Here is a 14968-nt window from a genome sequence, read left to right as displayed (position 1 = left end):
CGGATTCAGTTTTCAGGAATCAAATTCCTGAAGCATTTACGCTGTAAATGCCCGTTTGGTGGCGATAGCGGAGGGGTTCCACACGTACCCATCCCGAACACGACCGTTAAGCCCTCCAGCGCCGATGGTACTTGGACCGAAGGGTCCTGGGAGAGTAGGACGTTGCCAAGCACATGAGCCATTGTTGAGCAATCGACAGTGGTTTTTTTGCGTGCGGGCAGGGCTGTGGAAAAGCTGTGGATAGATTTCAGTAAGTACAGAAAAGTTGCGCACATGTGGATACCTTTACAGGAACAGAATGATCCCCGGATCATGGGGGAATCACGCACAATATTGTGGATGAGTCAAGCGAAAACATAAGTAATACACCGATTTTGTGGATAAAAAGTGAATATTGTGGATAGATAAAATGTAATCGGGGATAACTCATTTCAGCCGGAAAGAAACTCTTTCCGGTTTTTTGCTTTGCTGTGCAAAAGCTGTGGATAACTATTCTTTTTGCAACTGGTGGCCAGCCTTTATTAGCATCCGGCGGCTTGGCTTGTTATACTCTCTATTAAGCAAATATCTGGAGCTAATTTATGGAATGTAACGGGGGGAACAGCATGAAAATCAGGCAATTACGTGCCGGAGAATTTGAGGACAGCCTAAGCTTGTCCGAATATGCTTTTAAGTATAAGGTTTCTGCAGAAGACAGAGTACGCGCCAAGGAGAGCTTCAAACCGGAACAAACCTGGGGGATTTTTGAAGGAGACAGCATCGGTGCGAAGCTGACGCTTCTTCCGCTACAGGTATATATACAAGGCAAGCCCATTTCTATGGGGGGCATCGCCGGTGTAGCCACTTGGCCGGAGAACCGCCGGCAGGGTTATGTAGCCCATCTGCTGACCCATGCGCTCGAGACGATGAATGAAGCCGGTCAGACATTGTCCTTTTTGCATCCGTTCCTGATTCCCTTTTACCGTAAATTCGGCTGGGAGATCTACTGTGAGTATAAGAAATACACCCTTCCGGTAGGGAAGTTCCCGCACAAGACGGAGAATAAGGGCAGCGTGAAGCGCGATATCCCGGATCTTGCAGTATTCCAGCAGTTGTACGACCAATTCGCCATGAGGTATAACGGGACTCTCCAGCGCACTGAGACCTGGTGGAAGGAAAGTGTGCTTGATGATGCTACGCATTCCTGTGTGTTTTATTCAGAGCAGGGTGAACCGGAGGGCTATGTGCTGTATAAAATAGTGCAGCAGGAGCTGGTCATAGATGAGTTTATCTATGGGAACGAGCTTGCCCGCCAGGGCTTGTGGACATTCCTGGCCAATCACGACTCCATGATTACGGCTGCACAGCTGAAGCTGGTGCCGGCTGACGACATTCTGCCCTTCCTGCTTCCCGATCCGCGGATTGCGCAGGAGAATTATCCATACTTCATGGCGCGTATCGTCAATGCTAAGGCTTTTGTGGAGAACATGATCTTCAATGTGCCGGAGGGTGACCGGGAGCGGGTGCTTTATATTGAAGATAAGCATGCATCATGGAACAACGGGTTATGGCAGTGGACTGTGTCGGAGCAAGGGGCAGCGACGTTCACCCGGATTCAGGGCGAGCGGTCAGAGGCTGACCTGGAATGCAGTATCGGCACGCTTACTGTGCTGCTGATGGGATACAAGCGCCCGCTTCAGGCGGCAAAGTACGGACAATTATCCGGGACTGCTGAGGCGACAGCTTGGCTTGAAGCGCTGATTCCGCAGGCCGAGACGGCATTATTCGATTTTTTCTGACAGAGAACGGCTCTTCCTCTTCCCTTGGAAAGGGAGGAGCTGTCCTATACATAACGCCTCCATTCAGTGAACGAAGCAGGCAACCGGAATACAATACAGCCAAAACGTAAAAAATAAGAGTAACCTCTTGGCATTCAGCGAGAATATGTTATAATATGAAAAAGTCAAAGAAAGTCAAAGTCAACGCAGGCCGGATATCATCGTTCTCAGGAATGTAACATTTAGAGAAAAAGCGCAGTGCAGAGGCTATTGCCGCCGATTCTTATTACATTGCCCGGGTTAAGTTCTTAAGAGCATGTCTCTGACGGCAGGCGTTGGCGCAGCACAGATTTAACCAATGCTTATACACTGGAGGATGAGTGATGCGTAATATCTCCGATATTATTGAACAATATCTGAAGAATATTTTGCATGAAAGTCCCGAAGGTACGGTGGAAATTCAGCGCAATGATCTGGCGGACCAGTTCTCCTGTGTCCCGTCACAGATCAATTATGTCATCAGCACACGGTTCACATTGGAAAAGGGATATGTGGTGGAGAGTAAACGCGGCGGCGGCGGATATATCCGGATTCAGCGCTATGAGCTGCCTCAGAATGTGGCCTTATACGCACATCTGAACTCCACGATAGGGAATGATATTGATCAGAATTCTGCCGAAGGGCTGATTTATCAGCTGGAGGAGGCCCGTTTCCTCTCCAAACGTGAAGCGTGTCTGATGCGGTCTGCGGTTTCCCGGGAATGCCTGACGGTTAATCTGCCGTACCGGGATGAGATTCGTGCCAAGCTTATGAAGGCTATGCTAATCTCTTTATTGGGCAAATAATTTGTCAAATGGTAAGGAGGGACACCGCTCATGCTATGCCAGGAATGCGGCGTCAAACCGGCTACACTCCACTTCACGAAGATTGTGAACGGGGAGAAGACGGAATTTCATATCTGCGAAAGCTGTGCGCGGGAGAAGGGTGAACTGATTCCCGGAACTGCGGGAGGCTTCTCTATCCACAGCTTGCTTTCCGGTCTTCTGGATCTGGAAGGCGCAGGCAAGAGCAAGACAGCAGCACAGAATGTGCAGGGTCTGCATTGTGAAAACTGCGGCATGACCTATTCACAGTTCAGCAAGCTGGGACGGTTCGGCTGCAGCTCTTGCTATAAGTATTTCGACAGTACGCTCGACCCGCTCTTCAGACGGGTGCATGGCAGTACAGCGCATGTCGGCAAGCTGCCCAAGCGGGCGGGCGCACAGATCATGTGCAAGCGCCAGATTGATGAGCTGAAGCAGGAATTGCAGCAGAGTATCGTGCAGGAGGAGTTCGAGACCGCAGCTGAGCTGAGGGACAGAATCCGCAAGCTTGAAAAAGAAATGCCACAAGAGTAAAGTCTTTGATATATAGGAGGGATCCGGGCATGTCAAGTCTCCGGTTTACCGAACAAGCACTGAGTGACTGGATGCGCTGCGGCGGCAGCCATTCCGAGATTGTCATCAGCAGCCGTATGCGGATCGCCCGTAATCTGGAGCATCTTCCGTTCCCGCTGCTCGCTTCAAGAGAGCAGTCGGAGGAGGTGCTGGAGCAGCTTGCCCCCGTATTTCAGGGTGAAGCTTCGGCCGACTTCGGCAGCTTCGAGCTGTTGAGACTGGATGAGCTGGGTGAGCTGGACAAAAAGGTACTGGTGGAAAAGCACCTCATCAGTCCTAACCTGGCGGATGATTCCAAGGGCGGGGCAGTCATTCTTAATGAGGACGAGTCGGTCAGCATTATGATCAATGAGGAGGATCATCTCAGGATTCAATGCCTGTTCCCGGGGCTGCAGGTCAGAGAAGCCTGGGTAAGGGCAACCGCCATCGATGATATTTTCGAGGCTGCTGTCAATTACGCCTTCGATGACCGCAGAGGCTACTTAACAAGCTGTCCCACCAATGTGGGAACAGGGCTGAGAGCCTCGGTTATGGTGCATCTGCCGGCCTTGGTGATGACGCATCAGATCAACCGCATTTTGTCCGCAGTTAATCAGGTGGGGCTTACCGTTAGAGGAATTTATGGTGAAGGCAGCGAAGCAGTAGGGAATATCTTTCAGATCTCCAACCAGATTACGCTTGGACAGACCGAAAATGAGATTATTGAGAATCTTCACAGCGTAGTCACCCAGATTATAGAGCATGAACGCAACGCCCGCGAACGCCTGCTGGTCGATTCCGCTCTGCGGATTACGGACCGTATCAAGCGCTCCTACGGAATTCTGGCCTATGCTGCTGTGATGGAACTGAAAGAATCGGCACAGCGGCTCTCCGATCTGCGGCTTGGTGTAGATCTGGGGATTCTGGAAGGGCCTTCGATTTCAGTGCTCAATGAGCTGAATGTCAAGACTCAGCCGGGCTTTCTGCAAAAGCTGTTCGGTGACGAGCTGTCGCCTACTGAACGCGATATGTACCGGGCGAAGCTGCTCCGGGAGACACTGGGATCACAACATTAAATTATAGATATTTATTATCCGTGGAGGTGCAGGAGATATGATGTTTGGAAGATTTACGGAACGCGCACAAAAGGTGCTGGCGCTGGCGCAGGAAGAAGCCGTACGTTTGGGACACAACAACATTGGGACAGAGCATATTTTACTCGGACTGATTCGTGAAGGAGACGGCATTGCCGCTAAGGCATTGATCGGACTTGGTCTGGGTCTGGAGAAGATACAGGATGAAGTGGAAACACTGATTGGCAGAGGTCAGGAACAACCGACCAACATCGCTTATACTCCTCGTGCCAAGAAGGTGATCGAGCTGTCCATGGACGAGGCCCGCAAGCTGGGTCACACGTATGTGGGAACAGAGCATATCCTGCTCGGTCTGATCCGCGAGGGAGAGGGCGTAGCAGCCCGTGTGCTGAACAATCTCGGCATTAGCCTGAACAAGGCCCGCCAGCAGGTATTGCAGCTCCTGGGCAGCAGTGAAGCCACCTCCAGCCACAGCGGAGCTCCGGCTAACGTCAGCACGCCAACACTGGACGGCCTGGCCCGCGATCTGACGGCCTATGCCAAGGACGGTAACCTCGACCCTGTGATCGGCCGCAGCAAGGAAATTGAGCGTGTCATTCAGGTGCTGAGCCGCCGGACCAAGAATAATCCGGTGCTGATCGGTGAACCTGGGGTTGGTAAAACGGCGATTGCCGAAGGTCTGGCCCAAAAGATCATCAACAATGAAATTCCGGAGACGCTGCGCGACAAACGTGTCATGACCCTCGATATGGGTTCTGTAGTGGCTGGTACGAAATACCGCGGTGAATTCGAAGACCGCCTCAAAAAAATCATGGATGAGATTCGCCAGGCGGGCAACATCGTGCTGTTCATTGATGAGCTTCATACGCTGATCGGAGCGGGTGGTGCGGAAGGCGCGATTGATGCCTCCAACATCCTGAAGCCTGCCCTCGCCCGTGGTGAGCTGCAATGCATCGGTGCCACAACACTTGATGAATACCGCAAATATATTGAGAAGGACGCCGCGCTGGAGCGCCGCTTCCAGCCGATCACAGTGGATCAGCCTTCCCCTGAGGAAGCTGTACAGATTCTGTTCGGTCTTCGTGACCGGTACGAAGCCCATCACCGGGTGAAGATTACAGATGAAGCCATTGTGGAAGCAGTTAAGCTGTCTGACCGCTACATTCCTGACCGGTTCCTGCCAGACAAGGCCATTGACCTGATTGATGAAGCAGGCTCTAAGGTAAGACTGAATTCTTACACCATCCCGCCGAATCTGAAGGAACTGGAAATGCGTCTGGATGATATCCGCAAGGAGAAGGATTCCGCAGTACAAAGCCAGGAGTTCGAGAAGGCTGCTGCACTTCGCGATACCGAGCAGAAGATTCGTGAAGAGCTGGACACTACGAAGAACCAGTGGAAAGAAAAGCAGGGCCGCACCGATTCCCAGGTTACACCTGAGGATATCGCACAGGTGGTGGCCAGCTGGACCGGCATTCCGGTCAGCAAGCTGAAGGAAGAAGAGACAGACCGCCTGCTGAATATGGAAGCCCTGCTGCATGAACGTGTAATTGGCCAGGACGAAGCCGTTAAGGCGGTCAGCCGGGCACTCCGCCGGGCGCGTGCGGGTCTGAAGGACCCGAAACGTCCGATGGGCTCCTTCATCTTCCTCGGACCTACCGGGGTTGGTAAGACCGAGCTGGCGCGGGCGCTTGCCGAAGCGATGTTCGGTGACGAGAATGCGGTAATCCGCATCGACATGTCGGAGTATATGGAGAAGCATTCCACCTCCCGGCTGGTCGGAGCGCCTCCAGGGTATGTAGGGTATGAAGAAGGCGGACAATTGACAGAGAAGGTGCGCCGCAAGCCTTACTCGGTTGTACTGCTGGATGAGATTGAGAAGGCCCACCCTGAAGTGTTCAACATTCTGCTGCAGGTACTGGAAGACGGCCGTCTGACCGATTCCAAGGGCCGCGTGGTCGATTTCCGCAATACCCTGATCATCCTGACCTCGAACGTAGGGGCACAGGCGATCAAGAAGAATTCGACGCTTGGATTCACCGCAGTACAGGATGCAGGCGCGGATTACAGCAACATGAAGGGCAAGGTTATGGAAGAGCTGAAGAAGAGCTTCCGGCCTGAGTTCCTGAACCGGATCGATGAGATCATTGTCTTCCACTCGCTGGATGAGAAGCATATCGCAGAGATCGTGACTCTGATGTCCGAGGAGCTGCGCAAGCGTCTGCGTGAGTACGATGTAGATTTCCTGCTCACTGACGGCGCCAAAGCATTCCTGGCCAAAGAGGGCTATGATCCGGCCTTCGGTGCCCGTCCGCTCCGCCGGGCGATTCAGAAGCATATCGAAGACCGCCTCTCTGAAGAGCTGCTCAAGGGCAACATCAAGAAGGGGGATTCCCTGAACATTGATGAGGTGAACGGCGAACTGGTCGTAACCACCGTTGAAGCACCGGCCGAGGTCTCCCTGGAGAAAACAGTCGAAACTGAATAATTGTTCCGGAAAATGAAACAATGCTCCCGTTCCTCCGTATAGAGGGGCGGGAGCTTTATTTGTTTATACCCTAACATGCCTAAAAGAAGACGCAAATGAAAACTAGATCTTAAGTGTCCTTCCGTTCAGTGTGCAGAAATGGTAAACTTTGAATAAGAGTAAAATATCCGCAATTTTAGCAAGTTCGGACGGTAAGGAGTGCACATGGCTAAACCTAAAACAAAATTTTTCTGTACCGAGTGCGGCTACGAATCACCGAAGTGGTTCGGGAAGTGCCCGGGCTGCCAGGAATGGAACTCGATGGTAGAGGAAACGGAAAGCGTAGTCAAAACACAAGGCATGAATGCACCTATTTTTCAGAGTAAAGAAAAGGCGCAATCGATCATAAATATAGAAAGTGACAAGGAGCCCCGTATTCTGACGGGCATCGGTGAGCTTAACCGCGTGCTTGGCGGCGGGATCGTTCCCGGCTCGCTGGTGCTGGTCGGAGGCGACCCCGGAATCGGGAAATCCACACTGCTGCTGCAGACCTCGCATGCCTTGACTACACAAGGGCTGCGCGTGCTGTATATTTCGGGGGAAGAATCTGTGCGGCAGACCAAGCTGCGGGCCGACCGCCTCGGAGCGCTGTCTGCGGAGCTGTACGTTCTATGTGAGACGAACATGGAGAGCATTGAGGAAGCGATTGAGCAGATTCAGCCTCAGTTTCTGGTCATTGACTCGATCCAGACTGTATTTATGCCGGAGGTAACCAGTGCGCCGGGCAGTGTAGCACAGGTGCGGGAATGTACGACAAGATTCATGCGGATCGCCAAGATCCGGGGGATCGCCACAGTGCTTGTTGGTCATGTAACGAAGGAAGGCGCTATTGCCGGCCCGCGTATGCTGGAGCATATGGTGGATTGTGTCCTTTATTTTGAAGGGGAGCGCCATCATACGTACCGTCTGCTGCGGGCAGTGAAGAACCGCTTCGGCTCCACCAATGAGATCGGGATCTTTGAAATGGGGGAAATCGGGTTGACCGAGGTGGAGAACCCGTCGGAGCTGTTCCTGTCTGAGCGTCCGCTCGGAGTGGCCGGGTCAGCGGTGGTAGCCAGCATGGAGGGCACAAGACCCGTTCTTGTTGAATTGCAGGCGCTGGTTGCTTCGACACATTTCCCTTCGCCCCGCAGAATGTGCACAGGTATGGATCATCAACGGATGGCGCTGATCATTGCTGTGCTGGAGAAGCGGATGGGCATGTTCCTGCAGAATCAGGACGCTTACCTCAACGTTGCGGGAGGGGTGAAGCTGGATGAGCCGGCGGTGGATTTGGCTGTCGCTATCAGCATTGCCTCCAGCTTCCGTGATTTTCCGACCAAGCCGTATGATGTGTTTTTCGGGGAGGTAGGGCTTACCGGTGAGGTGAGAGGGGTATCACGCGCAGAGATGCGGGTGAAAGAGGCGGCCAAGCTTGGCTTCCGGCGGGTTATTATGCCCGAGAAGAGTCTGAAGGGCTGGAAGCATCCGCAGGATATCCAGATTATAGGCGTCAGCACAGTAGCACAGGCACTAGCGGTCGCGTTAGATTAGGGGGCACAGGGACATGAAAGAATATAATCCATCAGATAATATGAATGATCTGCTTAGAATGGCTGCACCCGGAACACCCTTCCGGGAAGGGCTGGAGAATGTGCTTCGCGCGAAGACCGGGGCACTGATTGTTGTCGGATATAGTCCGGAGGTCATGGAGGTTGTCGATGGCGGCTTCTCCATTAACTGCGATTTTTCACCAAACTATTTATACGAGCTGGCCAAAATGGACGGAGCGATTATTCTGAGCGAGGATCTGAAGCGGATTCTGTACGCCAATACGCAGCTGATCCCCGATTCCTCCATCTCTTCGATCGAGACAGGAATCCGGCACCGGACGGCAGAACGGGTAGCGAAGCAGACCGGCAAGCTGGTCGTTTCCATTTCCCAGCGCCGTAATATTATTACGCTGTATCAGGGCTCCATCCGTTACGCACTCAAGGAAATCGGTTCGATTCTGGCCAAAGCCAACCAGGCGATCCAGACCCTGGAGAAGTACAGAGCCGTTCTGACACAAGGGCTGACCAACCTATCCGCTTCTGAATATGAGGGGATTGTGACGGTGGCCGAGGTCGTCGGTGTGATCCAGCGCGTGGAGATGGTGCTGAGAATCAAAATGGAAATTAAGCGTTACATCAACGAGCTTGGCAATGAAGGCCGGCTGATCAGTATGCAGATGGAAGAATTGGTTGGAAATACAGAGGAAGAAGCATGGCTGCTGTACAGAGACTATGCCAGAGAAGAGCAGGAGGAGAAGATCCGTGAGATCATTGCCGGGCTGAAGCGCAGCAGCGATGATGAACTGATGGATGACAACCATATTGCCCGCCTGCTGGGCTATTCCTCAACAGCCATTTCCTCCGAAGAAGCTGTAACTCCGCGTGGTTACCGCCTGCTGAACAAGATTCCACGGCTGCCGAATGTAATCATCCACAATTTGGTGGAACGCTTCGAAATGCTGCCTAACCTGATGAAGGCAAGCATAGCTGAGCTTGATGAAGTGGACGGTATTGGCGAGGTCCGCGCACGCAATATTCAGGACGGGCTGAAGCGGCTCCAGAAACAAGTTCTTATTGACAGACAAATGTAAATACCATACAATCACGTAATGTTGCAGTCCCATGCAGTACAAGTAGGAAAATTGAGGTGAAGAAATGATACAAAAATCAATTCCAAGTCTTTTTACGATTGGTAATCTGATGCTTGGAATGTTTGGTATCATGATGGCGTTTGACGGCAAGCTGAGCATGGCCGCTATCATGGTGATTATCGCGATGCTGCTCGATGGGCTGGATGGCCGGATGGCCCGTGCGCTGAAATGTGAGAGTGAATTCGGCAAGGAGCTGGATTCTCTATCCGATGTAGTTTCGTTTGGAGTCGCACCGGCGCTGATTATGTATTTAACAAGTCTGCAGGAGCTGAATCCTGCACTGGGATGGACCGTCACAGCGATCTTCCCTGTATTCGGAGCCTTACGTCTGGCCCGGTTCAATGTCCGCCCGGGGATTCCGGGATATTTCGTAGGATTGCCGATTCCTGCTGCGGGCGGGGTTCTGGCCACGCTTGCACTTTTCCATAAGGATGTATCCGCACCATTCATGATTGTGGCTACCCTGCTGCTGTCGTATCTGATGGTCAGCACAGTGAAGTATCCCAACTTCAAGAAGATTGGTTTTCCCAAAAAAGCGGTTATAGGCGCACCTGTAGTTATTGTAATCGCTGTAGCTGTTGCGGTGGTCTTCCCTGAACAGATTGCCAAGCTGATCTTTGGACTGCTGGCGCTGTATGCATTGTACGGCTTCAGACAGAGCTTAGGACTGTTTAAGGTCCGCCGGCAACGCCGCCGCAGAAGACGCGCGGAGGATAAGGTATATCATTCCAAGAACGGTTAGCCCTTCTTCAGAACTTATTTCATTCATAGACCGCTATATACAAAAGGCATTGCCTTTCCTGAATATCAGGAGAGTGCAATGCCTTTTTGCTGCCTGCGGGGAGGGAAGTATACGGAATACGGTTCCCCCTGAGCTGGCGGAATGGATGAAGGAGAGCGCGGACGGTCTGCTCAGGACAAGTTGAACAACCCGAGTGTTGCGCATTTCTGCGATTCCTTGGCGACAACCTCGTCCATATTGATAGCAAGCAAATTGCAGAGTGCAGACATATAGAACAGCTCGCGGCCCAGCTCGGAGCCAATGACCTCCCGGCAGTTCTCACACAGCTCCCCTGCCAGATGGGTTCCGGCAAGCTCCTTGGCTTGCTCAAGGCCTAGAGTGGGCTCGAAGACCTGCTTGGTGGCATGCAGCTGAATGCAGCCGCATTCGGTAATGGCTTTGACGACAGCCCGGTTGACGGAAGCACTGCTCTGTCCGTTCTTGGACATTACATCCAGAAGACTACGGTGACGGAGCAGCAGTTCGGAGACTTGATCCTGGAAGGCCTGTAAACTTGGTGCGCTCATTTTCCATTCACCCCTGGGTTCGAATTGAATTCATTATATGCCAGGGCCTCCCACATTTTCAACCAGGAATAGCAGTTTACGGCAACAGAGCCGGCGAAATTCGGGGCTTGCAGAAAAAATAACGCGCCCCCCGGATTATTGTCCTAAAAATTGGAACATACTGGTGAGGTATAGAGGATTGATGGATGAATAAAAGGAGGTGCGAGGTTATGTGGAAAAAGTCTGTTATGATACTTGCCGGGTGTTGTGGAGCCTGGTCCGGTTATTCGCTATATCACGCGGCAGAAAGAGGGTTCCCGGTAGGCCTTGGGAAACTGGAGGATAGCTTGCCTATGGAAGGAAGCATTTTGTTTGCGGTGCTGGGTGCCATTATTTTTCTGATTGCGGGGACTTTATGCGCGGAATGGGCAAGTTCAAAGCTGCGGGAGGCGGTTGCGTATTGCTCGCGTATCCCGATGAATGAGCTTGCTGCAGGCGCAGCAGGGCTTACGGGAGGTCTGCTGCTGTCTTTGCTGCTGTATCCCGCTATGTCCTGGCTGGGCAAAGCAGGGGAGCTGCTGCAGGTAGCTGCCACGCTTGCTCTGGGCTATATGGGCCTGCGGATCGGGCTGGAGAAGAAGGAGGAGCTGGCTTCGCTCTGGAATACCGGACGCTGGGCACGCTCTGCGGAACCGGAGGAGCGTGGAACTCAGGAGCATAAAATCCTTGATACCAGCGTGATTATTGACGGGAGAATTGCTGATATCTGTAAAACGGGCTTCATCGAAGGCACAATTGTTATTCCTGAGTTCGTGCTGGAGGAGCTACAGCATATTGCGGATTCATCGGATCTGCTGAAGCGTAACCGCGGACGCAGAGGGCTTGATATTCTGAATAAGATTCAGAAAGAGCTGGACGTTAAGGTGCTGATCTATGAAGGGGATTTCGAGGAGATCTCAGAAGTGGACAGCAAGCTGGTGAAGCTGGCGAAAGTACTGCACGGCAAGGTCGTCACCAACGATTTTAACCTGAACAAGGTATGCGAGCTGCAGGGAGTGTCGGTGCTGAATATTAATGACTTGGCGAATGCGGTGAAGCCAGTGGTTCTGCCGGGCGAAGAGATCATTGTTCAGGTGATTAAGGACGGCAAAGAACATGGACAAGGCGTAGCCTATCTGGACGATGGCACGATGATTGTGGTGGAGGGCGGCCGGGATTATATCGGCACTACGATGGAGGTTCTGGTGACGAGCGTACTGCAGACATCGGCAGGACGGATGATTTTTGCCAAACCGAAGCTTCTGGAAAAAGCACAATAAGTTCAGCCCACCTCTCCGGCAGCACCCTTTCGGGCTTGGAAATGCCAGCCAAACACGTTATGATGGGAGTATACGTGAAAGAAAGACAGGAGCCGAAAGCATGTCAAACAGTGTTGGCGTCGTTATCGTAGCGGCAGGCAGAGGAACCCGGATGGGAACGGCAGAGAGCAAGCAATATTTGCTGCTGCAGGGCAAGCCAATTATCGTGCATACCCTGGAGGTATTCCAGCGGCATAAGCTGATCTCCGAGATTGTGCTTGTCACCGGGGAAGAGGATGTGCAGCGCTGTAAGCAATGGGTACAAGCCTTCAAGCTGGATAAAGTGGCTGCGGTCATTCCCGGGGGAACGGAGCGCCAGCATTCGGTACGCCGCGGACTGGATGAACTTAAGACCCATTGGGTCATGGTCCATGACGGGGTAAGGCCGTTCGTACAGGACAGCGAGATAGAAGCTTGCTACGAGCGGGCGCAGTCAGCCGGAGCGTCGGTGCTTGCGGTACCGGTTAAGGATACGATCAAGCAGGTCGACAGTGAAGGCAAGGTGCTGTCAACGCCGGATCGGCGAAGTCTGTGGGCGATTCAGACCCCGCAGACTTTTCGTTTGTCCGATCTGCTGTCCGCCTATGAGGAGGCAGAGCGGGACGGTTTTCTCGGGACAGATGATTCCAGTCTGGCGGAACGCAGCGGCATTACCGTGTCAGTTGTAGAAGGAAGCTACATGAATATTAAGATCACGACGCCGGAGGACTTGGATTTCGCTGAATTCACAGTAAGAAGCAGGGGAGAGGAACACAGATGATTGCTGTAGGACAAGGATTTGACGTACACCAGCTGGTCGAGGGAAGGCCGTGTATTATAGGCGGAGTAACGATTCCTTATGAGAAGGGGCTGCTGGGGCATTCCGATGCGGATGTGCTGCTGCATGCTGTAAGCGACGCTATACTGGGAGCACTGGGCCTTGGGGATATCGGCAGACATTTTCCCGATACCGATCCGGCCTTCAAGGATGCAGACAGCCTGAAGCTGCTGGAGCAGGTATGGGCACTTGCACGTGAGCGCGGATACCGGCTGGGGAATATCGATTCAACCATCATCGCGCAACAACCGAAGATGGCACCTTATATTCCGCAGATGACGGAGATTATTGCCCGCACGCTGAACGCTGACGTATCGAAGGTGAATGTAAAAGCAACAACGACTGAGCAGCTGGGCTTCGCGGGGCGCGGAGAGGGAATTGCCGCTCAATCTATTGTCTGTCTGCTGCAAGATGTGATATCATCGTGAGATGGCTTTAGCGCAAGTAAAGGCCTGATTTCAACCAATATGAAGCGGAGGGAAACCCATGGCGGATCAAGTTCGGGTGCGTTACGCACCGAGCCCTACGGGACATTTACATATCGGAAATGCCAGAACAGCCTTGTTTAACTATCTGTTCGCCCGCAATCTGGGCGGCAAATTCATTATCCGGATCGAAGATACGGATCTTAAGCGCAACATTGCAGAAGGTGAAGAGAGCCAGCTGAAGTATTTGAAGTGGCTGGGAATTGATTGGGATGAAAGCGTGGATGTAGGCGGCGAATACGGGCCTTACCGCCAGACGGAACGTCTGGATCTGTACCGTGTCTACTGGCAGGATCTGCTGGACCGCGGTCTGGCTTACCGTTGTTATTGCACAGAGGAAGAGCTGGAGGCTGAACGCGAGGAGCAGACGGCACGCGGCGAAACCCCTCGTTATTCCGGCAAACACCGTAATCTGACCGAGGAGCAGCGCCTGGCCTTTGAGGCAGAGGGACGCGTAGCCAGCATCCGTTTCCTTGTTCCGGAAGACCGCACTTATACCTTCAATGATATCGTAAAAGGCAGCATTTCGTTCAACAGCAAAGAAATGGGTGACTTCGTCATCGTGAAGAAGGACGGTATTCCGACCTATAACTTCGCCGTAGCGGTGGACGACCATCTGATGGCTATCTCCCATGTGCTGCGCGGAGAAGATCATATCTCCAATACCCCGCGCCAGCTCATGATTTATGAGGCACTGGGCTGGGAAGCTCCGCTCTTCGGACATATGACGCTGATTGTCGGCGATGACCATAAGAAGCTGAGCAAACGGAATGAATCGATCATTCAGTTTATTGAACAGTACGATCAGCTGGGCTACCTGCCGGAAGCTCTATTCAACTTCATCACCCTGCTGGGCTGGTCGCCTGAGGGCGAAGAGGAGATCTTCACCAAGGAAGAGCTGATCTCGATCTTTACGGCGGACCGCCTGTCGAAGAGCCCGGCAGTGTTCGATACGAACAAGCTGGCGCATTTGAACAATCACTATATCAAGCATGCCGATCCTAAGCGGATCGCGGCACTTGCCATTCCTCATTTGCAGAAGGCGGGCCGTCTGCCTGAGGTACTCAGTGAGGAGCAGCAGAGCTGGGCGGAGAGCCTGGTTGCACTGTACCAGGAGCAAATGACAGCCGCGTCGGATATTGTCGCCCTCTCCGAGCTGTTCTTCCGCAGCCACCTGGAGCTGGAGACCGAAGCGGCAGGGGTGCTTGCCGAAGCTCAGGTTCCTGAAGTGCTGTCCGCATTTCTGGCCAAAGTGGAGGCTGCCGAAGATTTCAGCGCCCCGCATATGGCTGTTCTAATCAAGGAAGTGCAGAAGGAGACTGGTCACAAAGGCAAAGCGCTGTTTATGCCGATTCGTGTCGCTCTTACCGGACAGATGCATGGCCGCGACTTGAATGCAACGATTGCGCTGCTTGGCCGCAGCCGGGTGATCGAACGCCTGAAATCACAAATCAAAGGCGCTTAAGCAGGGACATGCAAGGGGAGAAGACCCTTGTCAGTTCTGCGGCTTTTCGCTAAGATAGAAGAATATAAGAATAGCTGGGA

General features: G+C 52.8%; 13 protein-coding genes and 1 rRNA gene. 13 read left to right on the top strand and 1 reads right to left on the bottom strand.

Going from position 1 to position 14968, the window contains the following annotated elements; all coding sequences use genetic code 11:
- Window positions 1-54: 54 nt before the first annotated feature.
- From rrf to pssA, 9 genes are all read left to right on the top strand, one after another.
- Window positions 55-171: ribosomal RNA gene (rrf, locus tag MKY86_RS28025) — 5S ribosomal RNA — on the top strand.
- A gap of 434 nt (window positions 172-605) precedes the next feature.
- Entirely contained in the window at window positions 606-1778 is a 1173-nt protein-coding gene (locus MKY86_RS28020) for a GNAT family N-acetyltransferase (protein ID WP_076081759.1), read from the top strand.
- A gap of 362 nt (window positions 1779-2140) precedes the next feature.
- Entirely contained in the window at window positions 2141-2602 is a 462-nt protein-coding gene (locus MKY86_RS28015; protein ID WP_036721901.1) for a CtsR family transcriptional regulator, read from the top strand.
- A gap of 30 nt (window positions 2603-2632) precedes the next feature.
- Window positions 2633-3154 carry a UvrB/UvrC motif-containing protein gene (locus MKY86_RS28010; RefSeq protein WP_076081723.1) on the top strand — a complete coding sequence of 174 codons (522 nt, stop codon included), beginning with the start codon at window positions 2633-2635 and terminating at the stop codon, window positions 3152-3154.
- A gap of 29 nt (window positions 3155-3183) precedes the next feature.
- On the top strand, window positions 3184-4248 hold the full coding sequence (locus MKY86_RS28005) for a protein arginine kinase (RefSeq protein ID WP_036721897.1): 1065 nt from the start codon (window positions 3184-3186) through the stop codon (window positions 4246-4248).
- Window positions 4249-4285: 37 nt separating this feature from the next.
- Complete coding sequence (clpC, locus tag MKY86_RS28000) at window positions 4286-6754, top strand: ATP-dependent protease ATP-binding subunit ClpC (RefSeq protein ID WP_076081724.1); 2469 nt, start codon at window positions 4286-4288, stop codon at window positions 6752-6754.
- A 204-nt stretch (window positions 6755-6958) separates the two neighbouring features.
- Entirely contained in the window at window positions 6959-8326 is a 1368-nt protein-coding gene (gene radA / locus MKY86_RS27995) for a DNA repair protein RadA (protein ID WP_036692317.1), read from the top strand.
- Between the two features lie 13 nt (window positions 8327-8339).
- A complete protein-coding gene (gene disA, locus MKY86_RS27990) occupies window positions 8340-9416 on the top strand; it encodes a DNA integrity scanning diadenylate cyclase DisA (protein ID WP_036721893.1) in 1077 nt (358 codons plus the stop codon).
- Between the two features lie 64 nt (window positions 9417-9480).
- Window positions 9481-10218: a CDP-diacylglycerol--serine O-phosphatidyltransferase gene (pssA, locus tag MKY86_RS27985; protein WP_076081725.1), complete on the top strand. Its 738-nt coding sequence runs from the start codon at window positions 9481-9483 to the stop codon at window positions 10216-10218.
- A 170-nt stretch (window positions 10219-10388) separates the two neighbouring features.
- Here the strand turns inward: pssA and MKY86_RS27980 are convergent, their stop codons facing one another.
- On the bottom strand, window positions 10389-10784 hold the full coding sequence (locus tag MKY86_RS27980) for a hypothetical protein (protein ID WP_036692322.1): 396 nt from the start codon (window positions 10782-10784) through the stop codon (window positions 10389-10391).
- A 209-nt stretch (window positions 10785-10993) separates the two neighbouring features.
- Between MKY86_RS27980 and MKY86_RS27975 the strand changes: the two genes are divergently transcribed.
- The 4 genes from MKY86_RS27975 to gltX all read left to right on the top strand — a co-directional run bounded on the left by MKY86_RS27975 (window position 10994) and on the right by gltX (window position 14888).
- Window positions 10994-12082, top strand: a complete 1089-nt coding sequence (locus MKY86_RS27975; protein WP_076081726.1) for a PIN/TRAM domain-containing protein — start codon at window positions 10994-10996, stop codon at window positions 12080-12082.
- Window positions 12083-12182: 100 nt separating this feature from the next.
- Window positions 12183-12881 (top strand): 2-C-methyl-D-erythritol 4-phosphate cytidylyltransferase, encoded by a 699-nt coding sequence (gene ispD, locus MKY86_RS27970; RefSeq protein ID WP_076081727.1) that lies wholly within the window; start codon window positions 12183-12185, stop codon window positions 12879-12881.
- The gene (ispF, locus tag MKY86_RS27965) at window positions 12878-13366 is read left to right on the top strand and encodes a 2-C-methyl-D-erythritol 2,4-cyclodiphosphate synthase (RefSeq protein WP_076081728.1); all 489 of its coding nucleotides are present in this window, start codon (window positions 12878-12880) and stop codon (window positions 13364-13366) included. The genes ispD and ispF overlap by 4 nt, the downstream gene beginning before the upstream one ends.
- 58 nt (window positions 13367-13424) lie before the next feature.
- A complete protein-coding gene (gene gltX / locus MKY86_RS27960; RefSeq protein ID WP_036721880.1) occupies window positions 13425-14888 on the top strand; it encodes a glutamate--tRNA ligase in 1464 nt (487 codons plus the stop codon).
- The last annotated feature ends 80 nt before the right edge of the window (window positions 14889-14968 follow it).

Origin of the sequence: Paenibacillus sp. FSL R7-0333 (genome assembly GCF_038000365.1) — a bacterium.
In the GTDB taxonomy this organism is placed as follows: domain Bacteria; phylum Bacillota; class Bacilli; order Paenibacillales; family Paenibacillaceae; genus Paenibacillus_AQ; species Paenibacillus_AQ silagei.
The sequence above is the reverse complement of the archived record's forward strand: the minus strand, read 5'-3'. Positions and strand labels throughout refer to the sequence as shown.

Coding starts and splice junctions, on each gene's coding strand:
- MKY86_RS28020 (WP_076081759.1), top strand. CDS start 606: ATGAAAATCAGGCAATTACGTGCCGGAGAATTTGAGGACAGCCTAAGC.
- MKY86_RS28015 (WP_036721901.1), top strand. CDS start 2,141: ATGCGTAATATCTCCGATATTATTGAACAATATCTGAAGAATATTTTG.
- MKY86_RS28010 (WP_076081723.1), top strand. CDS start 2,633: ATGCTATGCCAGGAATGCGGCGTCAAACCGGCTACACTCCACTTCACG.
- MKY86_RS28005 (WP_036721897.1), top strand. CDS start 3,184: ATGTCAAGTCTCCGGTTTACCGAACAAGCACTGAGTGACTGGATGCGC.
- clpC (WP_076081724.1), top strand. CDS start 4,286: ATGATGTTTGGAAGATTTACGGAACGCGCACAAAAGGTGCTGGCGCTG.
- radA (WP_036692317.1), top strand. CDS start 6,959: ATGGCTAAACCTAAAACAAAATTTTTCTGTACCGAGTGCGGCTACGAA.
- disA (WP_036721893.1), top strand. CDS start 8,340: ATGAAAGAATATAATCCATCAGATAATATGAATGATCTGCTTAGAATG.
- pssA (WP_076081725.1), top strand. CDS start 9,481: ATGATACAAAAATCAATTCCAAGTCTTTTTACGATTGGTAATCTGATG.
- MKY86_RS27980 (WP_036692322.1), bottom strand. CDS start 10,784: ATGAGCGCACCAAGTTTACAGGCCTTCCAGGATCAAGTCTCCGAACTG.
- MKY86_RS27975 (WP_076081726.1), top strand. CDS start 10,994: ATGTGGAAAAAGTCTGTTATGATACTTGCCGGGTGTTGTGGAGCCTGG.
- ispD (WP_076081727.1), top strand. CDS start 12,183: ATGTCAAACAGTGTTGGCGTCGTTATCGTAGCGGCAGGCAGAGGAACC.
- ispF (WP_076081728.1), top strand. CDS start 12,878: ATGATTGCTGTAGGACAAGGATTTGACGTACACCAGCTGGTCGAGGGA.
- gltX (WP_036721880.1), top strand. CDS start 13,425: ATGGCGGATCAAGTTCGGGTGCGTTACGCACCGAGCCCTACGGGACAT.